Below are 19,471 nucleotides of genomic sequence, written 5' to 3'. Positions count from 1 at the left end.
GATTTGATGCAAAAGGGACATGACATCCTACCTAAAAATCATTAGCATGGCTGCGAAGCAAATTTTCAAGAAAAATGAAAGCGAAAGGAAATAAAGATGTTAGCTTACGATGCAGATTTGGAACTCTTCCGTGACAACTTTAAACGTTTTATGAGTGAACACATTGCACCTCATTATGAAAAATGGGAACGCGAGGGCATTATGCCGCGTTCTGTCTGGACATTGTTGGGTGAAAATGGCTTCCTGTGCGTAGACGTGCCAGAAGAATATGGTGGTTATGGCGTACCAACCCATTATTCATTGATGTTGGTTGAAGAATCTGCGCGTGCTGGTTATTGTGCCTTATCAACTGGTATTTCGTGTCACTCTGAAATTGCTGCACCTTATATCCAACATATTGGGTCAGAAGAGCAGAAACAGTACTGGTTGCCAAAAATGGTGTCTGGTGAAGTGGTTGGGGCAATTGGTATGACTGAGCCTGGTGCTGGTTCAGACTTGCAGGCAATGCGTACCAGTGCAATTTTGCAGGGTGATCATTATGTGTTAAATGGTTCTAAAACCTTTATCTCAAATGGTCAGCATGCTGATGTTGTGGTTCTGGCAGTGAAGACTGATCCACAGGCCCGTGCCAAAGGTGTATCACTGATGTTGGTTGATACACATCTAGATGGTTTTAAGAAAGGCACTAATCTGGACAAGATTGGTTTGCATTCACAAGATACCTCAGAGCTTTTCTTTGATAATGTGAAAGTACCTAAAGACCAGTTATTGGGCAATGCAGGTTCAGGTTTTGCTTATTTAATGCAGGAATTACCACGTGAGCGTACTGCTATCGCATCGACAGCTCTTGGTGCCATTCGTGGTGCAATTGATATGGCAACCGCTTATGTAAAAGAGCGTCAGGCGTTTGGTCAGGCAATCGCCCAGTTCCAGAACACACGTTTCGTATTGGCTCAGGCGAAGATTGATGAATTGGCAACTGCCGCTTTCTATAATCAAAACGTGGCTTTATATAATGAGGGCAAACTGGATGTTGAAACTGCGGCTGCACTCAAGAGCTTCAGTACTGACATGCAAATGAAAGTTGCTGACAACTTGCTTCAGTTATTTGGTGGCTATGGTTATATGACTGAATATCCAATTTCACGCTTCTTTGTTGATGCACGTATCCAGCGTATTTACGGTGGTACCAATGAAATCATGAAGGAAATCGTGGCACGTGGATTGATTGGTAAAGCTTAATTAATCTTGATAAATCAGCCTGCTTTCGAGCAGGCTGATTTATGATAGATACTATTTTTCTATTGGGGTATGCACCACAGGATAGCTTTGTTGTTTTGGCAATTTCTGTAATGCCTGATTGATTTTAATGAGAAACGCATCTGCCTGATCCTGATTAGGCCAATTTTTATTATATTCACTTCTTTTTTGAATATTTACACCGCAACCTCGGACTTCCATATTGTCAGGATTAAACGACCAGTCATGTGGATTTTTTAAGGTCACATCCAGAGTACTTCCACAACTTTGCCACAACCTGATAAATTCATTTGTTGATTGGGGAGAGAACCCATCAGCAGGATAAACAGAAAAACCTTTCATTTGTGAATTAAAGAATTGAATAAACATATAAGATGGCATTCCACCCCAAATGATTGCCGTATCAGGCGGTAGCTGGATATCAGTCAAATCTTTTTCATTTAATGGCTGTGTTTGCTGTTCTTTCTGAAAAGAATGCTGAGCTTTATATTTTAGCTTGCTCTGTGGTGGCACCGTAATTCCACGTACTTGAGTCGTTGTTGTGGTGATGTAGTAAGGTGAGGTGTCACGGCTGCAACCTGTAGGGTTATAGCATCCAATACAGCCCGTTAATTGAATGCTGGCAAGACTAAGTATAGAAAATAGAATGATTTTATTCATTATTTTATTGCATTAAAGAGAATATTGAATAAATTATATCCCAAGCTTTCCTAAAGAAATGTTGAGATTTGAGAGCAAAATAATCTTCCTCCCAAGATCAATTCCATATTAAGGTTTTATTGCCTCATCAAATAAGGTCGAGCAGCTTTTGCCATCTTTACAACCTGCCAACATGATGGCTTTAGGTAAACTGGCATAGAGATTGGTTAAATGCTGTTCCGCTGGGTGTTTAAAATTCCAGAATAAAAATTGCTCGGAACGCTGTGCCTGAAAGTTTTGATAAAAACTGTCCTGTTGGGAACGATCACTATTCGCTGGACCTTTATCTTCATGCGTGCCAACTGTGGTCATCAGCATGGCATGGGTATTTTCAGGTTTTTGCTTAAGCCAGTTTGCCTGTTGTTTAAATAGTACTTGATTATCGAACCATAAAGAGGGGCTTGCTGCGATATAGCGTTGAAAACTCTGTGGTTGGGTAAAGAAAGCATGTAATACAAACAATCCACCAAATGAATGTCCAAACAGGCTTTGTTGTTGTGGATTGACCTTAATACGTGAATTAATTGCTGGTTTAAGCTCTTTTTCAATAAACTGAATGAACTGGTCTGCACCACCATATTGATATTTAGCCTGTTTTTGCACATCTTCCGATGCTTTGGGTGTGTAGTCTAAAGCACGTTTTTCGACAGCAAAGGTTTTCTCGTCAGGATAGCCAATAGCGACAATCGCAACAGGAGCCAAGCCAAGACGATTTGCGCCAGCACCTACAGATTTGGCAATGTTGGCAGCACTGTCAAAGCTTGCATTGCCATCGAGTACATAAAGCACAGGGAAGCCTTGCGTTGGAGTCTCAGTATTGGGAACTGAAACCTGAATCAGGTAATCATGTGATGTGTATTTTGATTTCAGGATAAAGCTTTGTTGGGTTAGGGCATTGACTTGTAAAGCTGAATTGCCAGAAGTCGTTGAAGATGGTTGGGCAAAGCTCAGTTGAGTACTGATCATTAAGGAGAAAGTCAAAATACTGAGACGTTTTAACATGGCTTATTCACGAGAACTGAAATTTAGCATGAAATATATAATGAAAATCATTATCAATAAAGTTGAATCATGAAAAGAGTTAAAACTCAGCGTGTTTAATAGCTTAAAGTCTTGTTATACTAGCCCAGATAACCAATTCATAGATGAATTGTAATCCATTCTTATAGATGATTTTGCTGAGGCTGCATTCAATGGTAAACGATGGACAAAACACATCGACTTCACTCAATTTAGAACAAATTCGTAACGATATTGATAGTGTTGATCAACAAATCCAGGAATTACTCAATCGCCGTGCCACATTGGCTGAAGCCGTAGCCAAGGCGAAGTTTGCAGCCGAAGACAACCCACTGTTTTATCGCCCTGAACGTGAAGCGCAGGTGCTGCGTAAAGTGATGGAGCGCAATCAGGGGCCATTGTCCGATGCGACCATGGCACGCTTGTTCCGTGAAATCATGTCGGCATGTCTGGCACTTGAAGCCCCACAAAGTATCGCATTTTTAGGACCAGAAGGAACCTATACCCACTCCGCGGTGCTGAAACATTTTGGCAAAGATGCGGTGGTACGTCCATTGCCAACCATTGACGAAGTGTTCCGTGAAGTTGAAGCGGGCAGTGCCCATTATGGGGTGGTTCCAGTCGAGAACTCATCAGAAGGAATTGTCAACCATACGCTGGACTGTTTTAAGGCATCGACTTTAAACGTGATTGGTGAGGTTGAACTTCGTATTCATCATCAATTCCTTGTGTCTGAAAATACCCGTAAAGATAGCATTAAGCAGATTTATGCGCATCAGCAAACTTTGGCACAGTGTCGTAAATGGTTAGATGCACATTATCCTGGGGTAGAGCGTGTAGCCTTAAATTCAAATGCGGAAGCAGCTCGCCGTATTCGTAATGAATGGCATTCGGCTGCAATCGCCTCTGATATCGCAGCCAGCATGTACAACCTTGAGATTTTGTATAGCAACATTGAAGATAATCCTGAAAATACCACACGTTTCCTTGTGATTGGTCGTGAGAAAATTCCACAAAGTGGCAATGATAAAACCTCATTGTTGATTTCAGCACATGATCGTGCAGGGGCATTGCTGGAAATTCTTGCACCATTTGCCAAGCATCAAATCAGCCTGACCAGTATTGAAACCCGTCCAGCCTTACCTGAAAAATGGGCCTATGTATTCTTTATTGATCTGGAAGGGCATATTGATCAAGACAATGTGGCGGCTGCACTGGATGAAATCCGTCCGATGGTCAAAGAGTTGCGTGTATTGGGTTCTTATCCAATCGCTGTTTTATAAAACTGTTTTATCATATGGATAGATGCCTAAGTGATCTATCCATATCAAAATCGTCTCATTAGGCAAACATCTTTTATGTCTCAAGCATCTGTTTCTAAAGTATTGTTTAAAAAAGTTGCATTTATTGGACTTGGGCTGATTGGGTCAAGTCTTGCGCGTGTGATTGTGGCAGAACAGCTTGCATCTGAAATTGTCGCTTCAACACGCTCAAAAAAAACATTGGAAGATGCCAAAGCATTGGGATTGATTCAGCAGGGTTACACAAATCCTGAGGAAGCGGTTCAGGGTGCGGATTTAATTGTTTTGGCATTGCCTGTTCGTGCTACGCAAAAAGTGTTGGAACAGATCAAACCTTATCTTGCAGAGAATGTCATCATTACCGATGTAGGCAGTACCAAAGGCAATGTCGTCGATGCAGCCAAAGCAGTGTTTGGTGAAAATTTGCCTGTTGGTTTTGTACCTGGGCACCCAATTGCAGGTGCGGAACATACAGGTGTACATGCAGGTAAAGTCGATTTATTTGCCAATCATAAAGTGATTTTAACGCCATTGCCAAGTAGTGCAGATTGGGCAGTGCAGAAACTGATCCAGCTTTGGTCTGCGGCAAAAGCAGAAGTGATTTGTATGGATGTGTCGAAACATGATGAAGTGTTGGCACATACCAGTCATTTACCACATTTGATGGCATTCAACTTGGTCGAGCAACTGGCCAACCGTGAAGATAATCTAGATATTTTCCGCTATGCGGCGGGTGGTTTTCGGGATTTTTCTCGGATTGCGGCTAGTGATCCACAGATGTGGCATGACATTTTCTTTGCTAATAAAACCGCAATTCTAAATGCGGTTGCTGGCTTTGAACAGCAACTTTCTGTTTTAAAGCAACTGATTGAAAATGAAGATTCTCAGGCGTTGATGGGGCTGCTTGGACATGCGCAAGCGGCACGCCAACACTTTAACCATATGTTAGCCAAAAAACCTTTGATGGAGAAAAACAAGGTGACACAGCAATTTACCATTTTACCAGGCAAGAAAACATTTACAGGTAAATTCACCGTGCCAGGTGACAAGTCAGTGTCACATCGCTCCATCATGTTTGGTGCGATTGCTGAGGGTACAACCCATGTGACTGGCTTCCTTGAGGGTGAAGATGCGTTGGCAACCTTACAGGCATTCCGTGATATGGGTGTCAGCATCGAAGGCCCAAAAAATGGTGAGGTGACCATTCATGGTGTAGGCATGCAAGGTCTAAAAGCGCCTGCTAGCGCATTGTATATGGGTAACTCAGGCACAAGTATGCGTCTGCTATCTGGTATGTTGTCAGCACAAAAGTTTGATTCGGTGATGACAGGTGATGCGTCATTGTCTAAACGTCCAATGGAGCGTATTGCCAAACCATTACGTTTAATGGGTGCACAAATCCAGACTACAGGTGAGAAAGGCACACCACCAGTCAGCATTACAGGCAGTCAAAATTTAAAAGCGATTCAATATGATTTGCCAATGGCTTCGGCTCAAGTCAAATCGGGGATTTTATTGGCAGGTTTATGGGCTGAGGGTGAAACTTCGGTAACTGAACCTGAACCGACTCGTGACCATACTGAGCGTATGTTACGTGCTTTTGGTTATGAGGTAAAAACCGAGGGCAATAAAATCTCACTTATGGGTGGTGGCAAGCTAATTGGAACAAATATTCAAGTTCCATCAGATATTTCATCCGCTGCATTCTTTATGGTCGGTGCTGCGATTACTGAGGGTGCTGATGTGCTCCTTGAAGCAGTGGGCATCAACCCAACTCGTACAGGTGTGATTGAAATCCTCAAGCAAATGGGGGCGGACATCAGTGTTGAAAATGAACGTATTGCGGGCGGTGAGCCGATTGCCGATATTCATATCAAGGGGTCTCGTACACTCAAAGGGATTCATATGCCTGAAGATCAAGTGCCTTTGGCGATTGATGAATTTCCTGCCTTGTTTATTGCGGCGGCTTGTGCGGAAGGTCAAACAGTATTGACTGGCGCTGCGGAACTTCGCGTGAAAGAATCTGACCGTATTCAGGTGATGGCGGATGGTTTGAAAGTCATGGGTATTGACTGCACCCCAACTGATGACGGCATTATCATTGATGGGAAGGGTAAGTCTGGTGACTGGTCAGCAATCTTCGCAGGCGGAGAAATTGAATCGCACCACGATCACCGTATTGCCATGAGTTTTAGTATTGCAGGGTTACGTACTTCTGGTGAAATTACCATTCACGGTACGGAAACAGTGGCAACCAGTTTCCCAACCTTTACTGAACTTGCCAATGCGGCAGGTCTGGATTTACAGGTTGTAGATCAATAGGCGAATTGGAAAATGCAGTGTTTGGCTTGTTCAAATGCTGCATTTCTTATTTAGTTATCAATAAAAACAAGTTGTTTATCACTGCAATAAAACGTTTAAATAATAAAAATGTTGGGTTTGGATATGTACATATCTAATCAGGTCTAAATTTATCAATTTAGCAAAAGAAGTAAGACAATCGGCTAATCAATTAAAGACAATTGTATATATAATAATTCTTACCGAACTAGTAGGCTTTATTCTGTGATCCAGAGTAAAAACATAAAAATAGAGGGAATACCATGAAAACATTGCAATTTATAGCAGATTGCCCTAAACATGGGGTGATTGATCATCCACCCAATGAATGCTATATCACGCAAGAATACGTGGCTGCACTACTGTATAAGCAACTGGAACAATATGGTTTTGATGCTCAGCATATCCGTCATGAGCATGAGAAAATCGAGGTTCGTATCGATAACCATCAGCTTCCACTCTCTATCTTATGTTCGCAGCAAGATACTGAGGGACATATCTTATGTCAGATTTCCGCAAATCCTCAGCAGGAACAGGCTTGGTTTGAAAAGATTGAGACACAAAGCATTATTCGCCAATTGGCTCAGGCGGTTGAAAATAGCTTAAAGGCTGAACATAGCTTTTCACAGTTTATTTGGAAAAGTTAAGCCCATTTTGTCAATAAAATCTTAAATGAAGTGACTTAACAGCATCGTTGTTTAGACGTATGGTGTATATTTGTTTGAACACTTTATTTAAGGGTATGGGTGCATGACACAGGTTGATTTTTCTAAATTATCACCACAAATGGTTTGGCAGCATTTTGAAACCCTGTGTACGATTCCCCGACCATCCAAACACGAACAACAACTACGCCAACATTTAAAGAATTGGGCGGAACAGCGTAACCTAGAAACTTATATTGATGATATTGGTAATTTAATTATTCGCAAAGCCGCAACGGCTGGTAAAGAACAGGTTGCAGGTGTGATTTTGCAGGGGCATCTGGATATGGTGACGCAGGCAAATCGCGGTACGCAACATGATTTTTTTAAAGATCCCATTCAACCTATACTCAAAGACGGCTGGCTGATTGCCGAAAATACCACTTTAGGTGCGGACAATGGGATTGGCGTAGCACTTGCATTGGCTGTATTGGAATCAAACGATATTGCACATGGACCAATTGAAGTCCTTTTAACCGTTGATGAGGAAGCGGGCATGAGTGGCGCTCGTTTACTTGAAGCAGGCATATTAAAAGGGCAGTGGTTATTTAATATTGATACTGAAGAATGGGGCGAACTCTATCTCGGTTGTGCTGGCAGTATTGATGTTGAGGTACAACAAACTCTTGAGTATGTGACTGCACCCACAAATACCATTTGTGTTGATCTCATGGTTTCTGGCTTAAAGGGTGGACATTCAGGTGTTGATATTCATTTAGGTCGTGGCAATGCCAATGTGATTTTGGCGAATTTTTTAAATAAATATTTTGTCCAAACAAATGCCCGATTGGTTGGGTTCGTGGGGGGAACTGCCCGCAATGCCATTCCACGAGAAGCGGTGGCAACCATCGCAATTGAAGCAGAAAAATTAGCAGAATTGGAAAAAATTATTGCACAAACACAAGCTGAATGGCGACAAAAACTACAAGGCATTGATGATCTGGTTCAAATCACAATTCAACAAAATCCGAATCAAATAAATAAAGTCATTGCGTTGTATCAGCAGCAGGCTTGGTTGCAGGGATTGGCAACTTGTCCTTATGGCGTTAAGGAAATGAGTCAGGCTTTACCCGATGTGGTTGAGACATCTAATAATATTGGCGTGGTCAGACTCACTAAAGACGAAGCAAAGACTTTAATTATGGTTCGTTCGATGGTGAATCAAGAGGCTGTAAACTTTGCCCAGAATATTCAGCAGCACTTTGTAAATTTTAATATTCAATCTGAATTAACGCCGTTGGTGTCAGGTTGGACACCCAATCCAGATTCGGCTGCATTGAAGTGTCTGCAACAGGCCTATCAATCCGCATTTGAAATTGAACCTAACTTGAAAGTGATTCATGCAGGTTTGGAATGTGGCATTATTGCAGAGCATTATCCTGATTTACAGATGGTTTCATTTGGCCCAGACATTCAGGGCGCACATGCCCCAGGTGAACGAGTAAAAGTAGATACGGTCGAAAAATGCTGGAAGTTATTGGTGACAGCTTTGGAAGCTGTTAAATAAAACTATAATAAAAGAAGCCCATTGATGGGCTTCTAAACTTTGACATTGACTTGAAATCGACTTTTATCCAGCTCGATAAACTCAATTTCACAATCAATAAATTTTTCAATCATGGTAGCTTGGGTAAGAGTATGCTCGCTAATACATTGCGCAGTAAACGTACCACCTTGACCAAGCGCTAAAGGTAACAGCAATTGATCTGCTAAATATTCATCTATAACTGCTTTGGAAAACTGATAAGATTTAACTTGTTCAGCTAAATGATTGGCAATTTGTTCAGCACTTTTACGCATTTCACCTAATGCCGTAAATAATTGCGTATGGTGCTCATGCTCAACCCTGACATAAACCGTATTGCCCTGACTGATTCCATTTAGGAAAAATTGCTGTTGATGATCAAGTTTTAACTTTTTATCTAAGGTTGCCAATTCTCTTTGGGCAATATCATGCGCTAAATTCAAAACCGCAGCATGAGCCTCAATGCGTGGGGATTGACCATATTGGCATAAATCTAAAGCATGTCGTTGTTGCCACGAGTGAATGGTGATCTGAATCTGTCCAGCACCAATCGGAAAGAAGCCCGCCTTTTCCAGTTTAAAATCAACATCAATCCCGATCTTTTTTAAACAAGGTAAAAAACAATGCTCAATAAAATCCGCTGTTGGCGCAAGTGGATTATGCGTACCGCCTGAAATAGTGATTTCGCTGGCTTGATCTTGTAAAAGTAATGCAGGCAATAAAGTTTGTAAAACCAGTGTGGTACTGCCTGCCGAGCCAATCTGGAATTGATATTTTCCGCTTTGCACATGCTGTGGCGCAAAGTACAAACGCTGGCTATGCAGTTCTGCACCCTCGACATAGGCCTGACTGATTTGCTGTGAAGCTTGTACACAGACCAGATGCTGACGCATTAAACCTGGTTTTTTACGCCCAGCCCGAATGTTGATCAGCTCAAATGCCTGACCTGTAATCATTGAAAGGGCAAGGGCAGTTCGTAAAATCTGACCACCACCTTCGCCTTGTGAACCATCAATCTGGATGGCTGCTGGCATATTTGCCAAAGCTTTATTCACGTCTATTTTTCCTTATTTTCTAACGAAATGAACATACTGTCAGTACATGGTAATGCGAAGTAACGTGTCACTTTGCTTTTGGCAAAGGGTTGCAAGGTGCATGGTGCTGAGCCTGATGAGTGAATCAATGCACGGCTCACATACTGCCATAGCCGCCTGAATTATTTTCAATCCCTCAGATCGGAGTAAAGCAGGATCTTGTACTCGCCCAGTATGTCCAAACTGGTATTGTGAAATGACTTCACAAAATCTGTTGTCTATTCGACTAAATCAATCTGCCAATTTGCAGCCTGAATCTTAATATTGAGGTCACGTATTTTGGCACTAATATCATCTGCCTGTTTTTGCAAACTTGAAACAGGAATGACTTTTTGCCATTTAATTTCCCGTGCACTATAACGATCAGGTTCGCGATGAGTATTGGCAATGGCATCAATGAGAATCTTATGCTGTTCGGCATAATTATCCCGTAAGCTCAGTAGCGATAGCAATGTTTTCTCATCATCCAGTTTTGCCTGCGCGTTGGTTAAATGGATACGGCAAATCAATTGATTGCTTTCCTGAATTAAAGCAAACACTTGTTTGATCAATTCATTGGGATCTTCGCTTGGTTCATCACCATCCTGTACCAATACATTGGCGTTGATCCGTTGTTTTAATGAAGCGAGCTTTTTTTGTTGATCGCTTCGGAGTAAAAGTGCTTCTGCGAGTTTCATTTTTTATCTCTCTTTTCGATGGCTACACGTGCACTTTCAGGCAATAAATTATAAAGCTCATCAACTTCTTTGGGTTTCGTGATCATTTCTTCAATAATGAAGTTAATCATTTTAAAAAGTACTTCAGCAATTTCGGGAGTGTCATCAATGTTTATTTCACCAGGATGGACAGCATTGTTTCCAATTACTCGACAATAATCTAAGGCTTGCTGAATTTTTGTTGGCAGACCTTTAGAAACCAAAGATTTAATATCTTCATTGATATTATTACCTTTTTCGCCGAGTTCAGACATAAGTTGCTGAATTGCTAAACGTAGTAAAGCAGTTGCACCACGTGGAGATTTATAAAAAATTGATAATGCTTCATCAAAATAACTTTTGATGTTATTTGGCAAATCAGAATGAGGAATAACAATCGGTTGTTGTTCAGGAAAAATCATTTTTTCATTTTTCCAAATCGAAATGTTTTGGCATTTAACACATTGACAACAATCTGTATCTTTAAGGTCATAATATTGATTCCAAAGTGTAAATTTAGTTAGATACCACCTTTGTTCTGTATATACATTACAAAATACGCAATGAAATTGTGTTTCTTTAAATTTTGCAGGGAAATAGTTGTTCATAAATCAGCCCTTAATAATTAATGTTCCAAGTGTATAGGAAAAGAGGGATTTATTAATCATCCCTTTACACACACCACTTGTCGTAAGGTATACACCACTTCAACCAAATCTTTTTGTGCATTCATCACATCTTCAATCGGTTTATAAGCCGATGGAATCTCATCAATCACAGCAGCATCTTTACGGCATTCCACACCTTCAGTCTGTGCAACCTGATCTTCGACAGTAAAACGGCGTTTGGCTTCAGAACGACTCATCACACGACCTGCACCATGCGAACATGAACAGAATGATTCCTGATTTCCAAGCCCGCGCACGATAAAAGACTTCGCACCCATTGAACCTGGAATAATTCCATATTGTCCAAGTTTGGCACTTACAGCACCTTTGCGTGTCACCATCACTTCTTCACCGTAATGCTCTTCTTTTTGCACATAGTTATGGTGGCAGTTCACTGCTTCCAATTTGGCATTAAATGGTTTTGGAATAATTGTTGCCAAAGCCTTGATTGCGGCTTGCATCATGATTTCACGGTTTTTCATGGCAAAACGTTGTGCCCAACCCACCGCAAACCAGTAATCATCAAAATGTTCTGTACCCTCAACCAGATAAGCCAAGTCTTTATTTGGTAAGTTAATAAAATGCTTTTGCATATCCTTACGTGCCAGCTCAATAAAGTGATTACCAATGGCATTACCGACACCACGAGAACCTGAGTGCAGCATAATCCAAACGTGATCATGTTCATCCAGACAGATTTCCACAAAGTGGTTGCCTGTTCCTAAAGTTCCCAATTGTTTACGGTTATTGGTGTTTTTGAGGCGAGGGTGCTTGGCACAAATCAATTCAAAATCTGCAACAAGGTCAGCCCAAGCCTGATCCACCATTTCAGGTGGTGTTTCCCATGAACCTTTATCTCGACCACGTTTAGTCATTCCATGTGGAATCAAGCGTTCCAGTTCAGTACGCAAAGCATGTAAATTATCTGGCAAATCAGAAGCAGTCAGGTTGGTACGAGTTGCCATCATTCCACAACCAATATCGACACCCACAGCGGCAGGAATAATCGCGCCTTTAGTTGGAATTACACTTCCAATAGTTGCACCTAAACCAAAATGCACATCGGGCATCACTGCCATCCATTTATAAATAAATGGCATTTGGGCGGTTTGTAGCAATTGTTTTTTAGAATTATCATCAACGATAACACCATTTGTCCACATTTTTACAGGCATACTTTTTTCATTTTGCAGCACTTGGTAGGCGCGTTGTTGTTTTGCTTGCTCAATTTGAGCTTGTTGCTTAAGTTCTTCAACGACAGACATTTTCATTTTCCTTTCAAAGCCTGCCTGCCAAGCGTTTGCAGGCAGGTGATATCCACAATATCCCAGTGATGTTGTGTAATTATACTATTGCAGGCACCGTGCCAGTTTTTTATATGGCATGTTTTTATTTTTCAAGATATTGATTTTAAATAATTAAAAGAATTTTAAATGTCTATTTTTTATGTTGTTTTGATTGGTTTGATTTTTTTAAATATAAAAATAAATATATTTATATCTTTAATTATATTTTTGTAATGAGTTGGATTGCGTATTATAGCTGTGAAAATAGCGTTATTCCGCAATAAAACATGGTATAAATTTTGTTAAGACAATAGGATACGTCCCTACGATGATTTTTCTTCGTTATCTTTTTTCAATTCTATTATTTGTGGCAGGTGTGGTGTTTTTTGTCCAATCCTTGCTTGCTGGTTTTGATTGGATACTGTTTGCATTCAGTCTGGCGTGTTTTTTATTGGCGTATTGGATTAAGCCTAAACGAAAAAATCATCATCGAGATAATGCTTGGGATTGGCTGGATTTAATTGATTTTCCTGTAGAGATCATTTACTGGATCATCACTTTACCATTTCGCTTGTTGCGAGGAATATTTGACTTTTTATCCCCAGATATTCCTTAATTAAAATGTTATATCTCATTTATTTCAAATTTACTTTATTCAGTTGTCCTGTTGTATCCAGTGTGAATTGGTCAAAATCATTGGCTAAATAGAAATTGCCTTTATAAAATTGACTCACTTCATCAGCAATTGCCTGTTGTCCAGCATGATCCTGATGTCGAGGACTAAAATGGGTCAGGATTAAGCTGCTTAAATGTTGCTGTTGAGCAAATTCAGCCACCATTTTGGCAGAGCTGTGCATTGGGCTTTTGCCGACTTTATCCAAGGTTGTTTGTGTATAAGTCGATTCATGGATCAAGAGTTGTGCTGTCTGGCAGGCTTGGGTCAATAACTCTGGTTGGTCATTATCACCACCGACAATGGCATGAACCTGTTGAGTATGCGTCTGCAAATAATCTGCTGACTTTAGAATATTCCCATTAAATTCAATGTCTTTACCTTGCTTTAAATCTCCCCAAGCTTGGCCTTTGGGAACGCCAAGCTGTGTGAGCGCCTGAATGTCTAATTTTTGCTGGGTGTATTGCGCAATAATGCTAAAGGCAAAACTTGGCACACGATGGCTCAGTGAATGGGCTTGAATGGAAAGCTCATCTGTAATGTGTTGGGGTTGGATTGCATCATGGACATCAATAAATTTTAACGGATAGGGTAAATATAAATCAGTTAGTCGAGCAGTGGTTTCAACCCACTGCTGAATTTCTTTGGGTGCGATAATGGTTAATGGTTCAGCACGTCTATTCATACCCGCACTTGCCAATAAGCCAATCAAGCCATAACAATGATCTCCATGTACATGGGTAATGCAGATGGCAACCAGATTTTGTAAAGAAAGTTTGGTTCGCTGAATACGATGCTGTGTGGCTTCGCCTGCGTCAACGAGAATCCAGTCTTTATTCTTGCTGTTTCGTATGGCTAGGGCAGAAACATTGCGTGTCAGTGTTGGGACACCTGATGATGTGCCTAAAAAAGTAAAATGCAGCATATTATTGGAATTTTTCGGTTAAATACGTATTGTATATGATAGACAGTTATAAAATTTTATAGAAATGATGGCGAATGTAAAAAAAACCGTTGTGATTGGCTTTGTTGGTTCAACTTTAGATCAAGGAAAACGTCCAGATCGCTGGCAACGTTGGCGTCCAACAATGAGCTTATTGATGCATGAAGATTTAATTGTAGATGAACTGATCTTATTACACGATCGCCAACATCATAATCTGGTTAAATTTATAGCTGAGGATGCTCAGGAGCTTTCTCCACAAACCATCGTTTCAGGACACAAAATCAGTATCCGTGATCCGTGGGATTTTGCCGAGGTCTATGGTGCACTCTATGATTTTGTAAAATCCTATGTCTTTGACACTGAAAAAAATAATTATCTTTTACATATCACTACGGGAACGCATGTTGCGCAGATTTGTTGGTATTTGTTGGTGGATGCCAATTATTTACCTGCCAAACTGATTCAGAGTTCGCCTAATCAAAATAAAACACCAGAGGGTGAGTACCGCATTATTGATCTGGATTTATCTCGTTATGATGTATTAAAACAACGTTTTGCTGATGAACAACAACAAAACTGGCAACAACTCAAGGCCAATATTTCTACCTATAATCCTGCATTTAATCAACTGATTACCGAAGTTGAACTGGTTGCCACCCGTTCCAGTGCACCGATTCTCATTATGGGGGCAACGGGTGTAGGGAAATCACATTTAGCCAAACAGATTTTTCAGCTCAAGAAAGAAAAGTTTCATTTGAGTGGACGTTTTATTGATGTGAACTGTGCGACTTTACGTGGTGACAGTGCCATGTCGAGTCTATTTGGTCATATCAAGGGTGCATTTACAGGTGCGGCAGCTTCTCGTTCAGGTTTGCTCAAAAGTGCTGATCAAGGCATTTTATTTCTGGATGAAATTGGCGAATTAGGGCTGGATGAACAAGCCATGTTGCTGAAAGCTTTGGAAGATAAAACCTTTTTTCCAGTCGGCAGTGATAAAGAGGTTCAGGCTGATTTTCAGTTGATTGCAGGAACAAATCGGGATTTACGTCAGGAAGTACAGGCAGGCCGTTTCCGTGAAGATTTATGGGCGCGGCTGAATACATGGACATTTTTCTTGCCAAATTTAAAAGATCGTATTGAGGATATTGCCCCAAATATCGAGTTTGAATTGCAACGTTTTGCCGCAAATCATCAGCGTCAATTGCGTTTCCAGCGTGATGCCTTGGATGTGTACTTAAAATTTGCCAAGTCTAAAGAGGCATCGTGGCAAGGGAATTTTCGTGATTTAACGGCCAGTGTCACACGTTTGGCGACCTTGTCTCAAGGGGAGTTAATCCGAACAGAAACAGTGGAAAAAGAAATCCTGCGTTTGAAACAGCTTTGGTCTATACAAATGGAATCAAATAAAGAAAATCAACAGGATATTCTACTAAAATATTTAGATCAGTCTCAGATTATCGATATTGATGAGTTTGACCAGATTCAGCTACGTGGTGTACTGAAAGTTTGTGAACATGCCAAATCCATGGCAGATGCAGGGCGACAGCTTTTTGCTGCTTCTCGTCAGCAGCGCAATACCACCAATGACAGTGACCGAGTGAAAAAGTACTTGGCAAAGTTTGGGTTAAGTTGGAGTGATTTTTCGTAATCACTCCTTAAAAAAATTAATGGTTTTTGTTCTGGGGGCTAGAAGATAAAAACTCCAGATTCCAGAGTTTTTCTGCATGCCGTCCAATCCACCAAAAAGACACTGCCAGCAAGATAAAGAAAATGGCTTTATGCATACCATTCCAGAAGAATTCAAAATACTTGGTATAGAGATTAAGAAATAGAAAGGTGATACCAAAACCACGAGAGGTTGCATCATCGTGTTTTAAACCATAGACAATTGCAATAATGGCAACAAAGGCAAATAAAATTCCCCAATGCAGTAACTCATATTGCTTTACGTGATACCAGCTATTCAGGTCGCCATAATTGCCAAAGATCGACAGAATCCATAGAGCAATAAACAGATACAGCAAACCCATCACATAGGTAGAATGGGCAAAATCTGAAAACCGTACATGACGTTTAAATAACAAACTTAATCCAATTAATGCGCCACCAAACACTACAAAGCGTAATGGATAGTTCATGCCCAAATAATAGGCACCCCAACCCGACATATAGCCTGTTTCAGTGCCAAACCATGAACCGAGCGAAAGCAGGGAAAACACCCAAATCAGTTTGGATGGAAACCAAAAGGCGAGTGCAGCATAGATAATGGTTGAAAGCAGAAATAACAATGAAAAATGCCCACTACCTGTATCAATCGCTTGCCCAAAATAAGCCACTGCAACAGCCGTAGAAAGCACACCGCCAAAAATAATGGCTTCATTACTAAACTGATGTAAAGGTTTGGTTTTACGTCGACGGTATGCAAATAAATAAAAAGCAGCCGCAACAACAGCAAAAATCAGACAAGGAATAAGTTTTGAATCAACAAAGATTTTCTCGATCAGATTCATCAGGACATCATCAAGGGTAATCGCTGCAATGGCAATCACTGCACAGATCATCGAAATCCAGAATGAATACTTTGCCAGCCGTTCCCAGTCAAAGGAACGAATCGAAAAGCTATTGTTGAGATCTTTGGCAACGTCAGGTGTAATGGTGCCTTGTTGTCGCCAATACTCAATCGTATGTTTTAAAAAAAGCCCCTGTTTTTTATTTAATTTCATTAAAGAACCCTAATGCCGATTTATCGCTAGTGATATAACAGACATCAGGCCCAAAAGACGTAATTTTTGTTAGATTTGTTGTTAAATCGACACATTGAGAAAACGGGCAATCACTTGTTTGAGCTGTTTTAAATAGCCTGTAAAAAAGTGGTTGGCACCTGGCAAAATGGTAATCGGATGCTTTTGTGGCTTTGCCCAGGCGATCATATCTGAAAGCAGGGTAATATCGTCCTGTTCCCCATGAACAAATAAAATATCCCCGTCAATCGCTGGAGTGTTGTAATGACGCAACTCAATCACAGAACCTGTTGGCAAGCCACATAAAACCAGTTGTTTCGGGCGATGTTCTTCACTGAGTTGAGCCTGACATTTTGCTAGTACATGGGAACCAAAACTAAAACCGCCTGCATAAAATGTTAGACCTGCATGTTTCTCACGGGCATATTCAATCACCGCCATAATGTCATCAGTTTCACCATGACCTTGATTATGCGTACCTTCGCTGCCTCCTAAGCCACGAAAGCTTGGTCGATACACGATGCAGCCCATTTCATTAAAAATCTGCGCCAGCAACACAGGGACTTTGTGATTCGGTGTGCCACCTTGTAAAGGATGAGGATGACAAACCACTGCAAAACCTGTCACTTCACCTTTGGGTTGATCGACAAACATTTCGATTTGACCAACAGGCCCTTGAATAAAGATTTGCTCAGACATAAGAAATGGAATGAATAATGGAAGAATCCACTATTTTACCGATAAAACTGAACGAGAACACGAATTGGCATTAAAAATTATCAACTGTTATAGTTGGGTTTATTTAGCTTTACTTTGATTGATTATGCTTGCCTTAATTTCTCCAGCAAAAACTTTAGATTACGAAACAGCTTTACCAACAGATACTTATACGCAACCTCGTTTGTTACAACAGTCTCAACAATTGATTGAAGTGTGCCGCAAACTTTTGGCAACTGAAATTGCATCTCTCATGAGTGTAAGTGAGAAGATTGCAAACCTGAATGTTGAGCGTTTCCGTGACTGGAATGCAGACTTTGATTTTTCCAATGCACGTCAAGCCATGTTTGCCTTTAAAGGTGATGTCTATACAGGTTTAGATGCTTATCATCTCAATGATCAGGACATTGATTTTGCCCAACAGCATTTGCGGATGTTGTCTGGTCTTTATGGCTTGTTGCGTCCTTTGGATTTGATGATGCCATACCGTCTGGAAATGGGCACAAAACTACACAATACACGTGGACATAATTTATATGAGTTTTGGGGCAATATCATTACCGATCAGATCAATCAGGACTTAGCAAATATTGATGCGAAAGTATTGGTAAATTTAGCTTCTGACGAATATTATAAATCTGTAAATGAAAAGAAAATTCAGGCAGAGATTATCAAGCCTGTATTCTTGGATCAAAAGAATGGAAAATATAAAGTCATTAGTTTTTATGCGAAAAAAGCACGGGGTTTAATGGCAAGATATTTGATTGAAAATCAGGTTAATCAAATAGAACAATTAAAAGCATTTAACAGTGATGGATATTATTTTGATGCTGAAAGTTCATCAGCAAAAGAACTGGTCTTTAAGCGGGATGAACAACACGCAGCCTAAATGCATGGTAGGGGGATGAGATGCTCAGTAAGCAATATTTATTAAAACATGCGATCTCATCCGATCAGGTCTGTTTAAAAGGTAAACTGACTGAACCTCGCAGTTATGGTGTGTATGCATTGCCTCTGGATACGGATGGTACAAGGCGTTTTCGCTTTGGCAACCATCCTGTCCGCCAGCAGGAATTGACCCATGAATTTGGTGAATGTACCTTATTTAAACTGTTTCTTGAGCGTAAAGATGCCGAATCTTTGGCAAAATGGCTTAATACGGAAATTCAGTGATCATTGGCTATGCAGCAATATTTTCCAGCATTAGAACAATCATGGTTTGAACTACATCAGTATTACCATTTTTCTGAACCACAGAAAATGTTGAATAAACTGATCTCTGCTTATAGTGAAAAACAACGGGCTTATCATACAGTTCAGCATCTTTATGAATGTCTGAGTTTACTTGAATCTATTAAAAAGTATTTAAATGATGCACATGCAGTTGCCTTGGCACTCTGGTTTCATGATGCAGTTTATGATCCAAAAGCCAAAGATAATGAATTAAAAAGTGCTGAATTATTTGAACAATATTTGGCTGCTGATTTATCTCATCAAACGGTTATTAAAATTAAGCAATGGATTTTAGCCACACAAAAACATGCACCAACAGATGAATTGGATTTACAATTTTTATTGGATATTGATTTAGCCATTTTAGCTAGCTCGCCAGCACGTTTTGTAGAATATGAACAACAGATTCAACAGGAATATGCTTGGGTTGATCCTGAAATTTACTCAGTCAAAAGAAAAGAAGTCCTGAGACATTTCTATCAAACAGGACCACTTTATCAGACAGAATATTTTCAAATGAATTTTGAGCAACGGGCAAAAAGTAACTTAAAGAATATAATACAATAATT

Annotated in this window: 19 protein-coding genes; 10 read left to right on the top strand and 9 right to left on the bottom strand. The window is 40.4% G+C overall.

The window, feature by feature from the left end; genetic code table 11:
* The first annotated feature begins 96 nt into the window (after positions 1–96).
* Positions 97–1,242, top strand: a complete 1,146-nt coding sequence (locus QTA56_RS04185; protein ID WP_267979677.1) for an acyl-CoA dehydrogenase family protein — start codon at positions 97–99, stop codon at positions 1,240–1,242.
* Between the two features lie 51 nt (positions 1,243–1,293).
* Here QTA56_RS04185 and QTA56_RS04180 read toward each other — a convergent pair whose 3' ends face one another.
* Positions 1,294–1,920 carry a hypothetical protein gene (locus QTA56_RS04180; protein WP_267979676.1) on the bottom strand — a complete coding sequence of 209 codons (627 nt, stop codon included), beginning with the start codon at positions 1,918–1,920 and terminating at the stop codon, positions 1,294–1,296.
* Between the two features lie 108 nt (positions 1,921–2,028).
* Positions 2,029–2,961 carry an alpha/beta hydrolase gene (locus QTA56_RS04175; RefSeq protein WP_267979675.1) on the bottom strand — a complete coding sequence of 311 codons (933 nt, stop codon included), beginning with the start codon at positions 2,959–2,961 and terminating at the stop codon, positions 2,029–2,031.
* Between the two features lie 191 nt (positions 2,962–3,152).
* Here QTA56_RS04175 and pheA point away from each other — a divergent pair, with 191 nt between their 5' ends.
* From pheA to QTA56_RS04155, 4 genes are all read left to right on the top strand, one after another.
* Positions 3,153–4,262 (top strand): prephenate dehydratase, encoded by a 1,110-nt coding sequence (gene pheA, locus QTA56_RS04170; RefSeq protein WP_267979674.1) that lies wholly within the window; start codon positions 3,153–3,155, stop codon positions 4,260–4,262.
* Positions 4,263–4,337: 75 nt separating this feature from the next.
* Positions 4,338–6,602, top strand: coding sequence for a bifunctional prephenate dehydrogenase/3-phosphoshikimate 1-carboxyvinyltransferase (locus QTA56_RS04165; RefSeq protein ID WP_267979673.1), 2,265 nt, complete (start codon positions 4,338–4,340; stop codon positions 6,600–6,602).
* Between the two features lie 281 nt (positions 6,603–6,883).
* Positions 6,884–7,267 (top strand): hypothetical protein, encoded by a 384-nt coding sequence (locus QTA56_RS04160; protein WP_267979672.1) that lies wholly within the window; start codon positions 6,884–6,886, stop codon positions 7,265–7,267.
* A gap of 103 nt (positions 7,268–7,370) precedes the next feature.
* On the top strand, positions 7,371–8,831 hold the full coding sequence (locus QTA56_RS04155) for an aminoacyl-histidine dipeptidase (RefSeq protein WP_267979671.1): 1,461 nt from the start codon (positions 7,371–7,373) through the stop codon (positions 8,829–8,831).
* Positions 8,832–8,863: 32 nt separating this feature from the next.
* Here the strand turns inward: QTA56_RS04155 and rtcA are convergent, their stop codons facing one another.
* The 4 genes from rtcA to QTA56_RS04135 form a co-directional block, all read right to left on the bottom strand.
* Positions 8,864–9,904, bottom strand: coding sequence for an RNA 3'-terminal phosphate cyclase (gene rtcA, locus QTA56_RS04150; protein ID WP_267979670.1), 1,041 nt, complete (start codon positions 9,902–9,904; stop codon positions 8,864–8,866).
* Positions 9,905–10,161: 257 nt separating this feature from the next.
* A complete protein-coding gene (locus QTA56_RS04145) occupies positions 10,162–10,620 on the bottom strand; it encodes a DIP1984 family protein (protein WP_267979669.1) in 459 nt (152 codons plus the stop codon).
* Positions 10,617–11,246 carry a DUF4145 domain-containing protein gene (locus tag QTA56_RS04140; RefSeq protein ID WP_267979668.1) on the bottom strand — a complete coding sequence of 210 codons (630 nt, stop codon included), beginning with the start codon at positions 11,244–11,246 and terminating at the stop codon, positions 10,617–10,619. The genes QTA56_RS04145 and QTA56_RS04140 overlap by 4 nt, the downstream gene beginning before the upstream one ends.
* A 56-nt stretch (positions 11,247–11,302) precedes the next feature.
* Entirely contained in the window at positions 11,303–12,571 is a 1,269-nt protein-coding gene (locus tag QTA56_RS04135; protein ID WP_267979667.1) for an RtcB family protein, read from the bottom strand.
* A gap of 349 nt (positions 12,572–12,920) precedes the next feature.
* Here QTA56_RS04135 and QTA56_RS04130 point away from each other — a divergent pair, with 349 nt between their 5' ends.
* Positions 12,921–13,208, top strand: coding sequence for a hypothetical protein (locus tag QTA56_RS04130; protein ID WP_267979666.1), 288 nt, complete (start codon positions 12,921–12,923; stop codon positions 13,206–13,208).
* A gap of 19 nt (positions 13,209–13,227) precedes the next feature.
* Here QTA56_RS04130 and QTA56_RS04125 read toward each other — a convergent pair whose 3' ends face one another.
* Positions 13,228–14,190 (bottom strand): ribonuclease Z, encoded by a 963-nt coding sequence (locus tag QTA56_RS04125; RefSeq protein WP_267979665.1) that lies wholly within the window; start codon positions 14,188–14,190, stop codon positions 13,228–13,230.
* A gap of 67 nt (positions 14,191–14,257) precedes the next feature.
* On the opposite strand from QTA56_RS04125, the gene rtcR reads away from it, so the two are divergent.
* Positions 14,258–15,859 carry an RNA repair transcriptional activator RtcR gene (gene rtcR, locus QTA56_RS04120; protein WP_267979664.1) on the top strand — a complete coding sequence of 534 codons (1,602 nt, stop codon included), beginning with the start codon at positions 14,258–14,260 and terminating at the stop codon, positions 15,857–15,859.
* Between the two features lie 16 nt (positions 15,860–15,875).
* Here the strand turns inward: rtcR and QTA56_RS04115 are convergent, their stop codons facing one another.
* Together QTA56_RS04115 and QTA56_RS04110 are read right to left on the bottom strand one after the other, a co-directional pair.
* The gene (locus QTA56_RS04115; protein ID WP_267979663.1) at positions 15,876–16,934 is read right to left on the bottom strand and encodes a DUF2157 domain-containing protein; all 1,059 of its coding nucleotides are present in this window, start codon (positions 16,932–16,934) and stop codon (positions 15,876–15,878) included.
* 81 nt (positions 16,935–17,015) lie between these two features.
* Positions 17,016–17,651: an alpha/beta hydrolase gene (locus QTA56_RS04110; RefSeq protein ID WP_267979662.1), complete on the bottom strand. Its 636-nt coding sequence runs from the start codon at positions 17,649–17,651 to the stop codon at positions 17,016–17,018.
* Between the two features lie 124 nt (positions 17,652–17,775).
* Here QTA56_RS04110 and yaaA point away from each other — a divergent pair, with 124 nt between their 5' ends.
* From yaaA to QTA56_RS04095, 3 genes are read left to right on the top strand one after another with little or no spacing between them, the layout of a single operon-like run.
* A complete protein-coding gene (yaaA, locus tag QTA56_RS04105) occupies positions 17,776–18,558 on the top strand; it encodes a peroxide stress protein YaaA (RefSeq protein ID WP_267979661.1) in 783 nt (260 codons plus the stop codon).
* A gap of 20 nt (positions 18,559–18,578) precedes the next feature.
* Positions 18,579–18,842, top strand: coding sequence for a hypothetical protein (locus QTA56_RS04100; RefSeq protein ID WP_267979660.1), 264 nt, complete (start codon positions 18,579–18,581; stop codon positions 18,840–18,842).
* A gap of 9 nt (positions 18,843–18,851) precedes the next feature.
* Positions 18,852–19,469, top strand: coding sequence for an HD domain-containing protein (locus tag QTA56_RS04095; protein ID WP_267979659.1), 618 nt, complete (start codon positions 18,852–18,854; stop codon positions 19,467–19,469).
* The last annotated feature ends 2 nt before the right edge of the window (positions 19,470–19,471 follow it).

Source organism: Acinetobacter thutiue, from assembly GCF_030385805.1.
In the GTDB taxonomy this organism is placed as follows: Bacteria; Pseudomonadota; Gammaproteobacteria; order Pseudomonadales; family Moraxellaceae; genus Acinetobacter; species Acinetobacter corruptisaponis.
The sequence above is the reverse complement of the archived record's forward strand: the minus strand, read 5'-3'. Positions and strand labels throughout refer to the sequence as shown.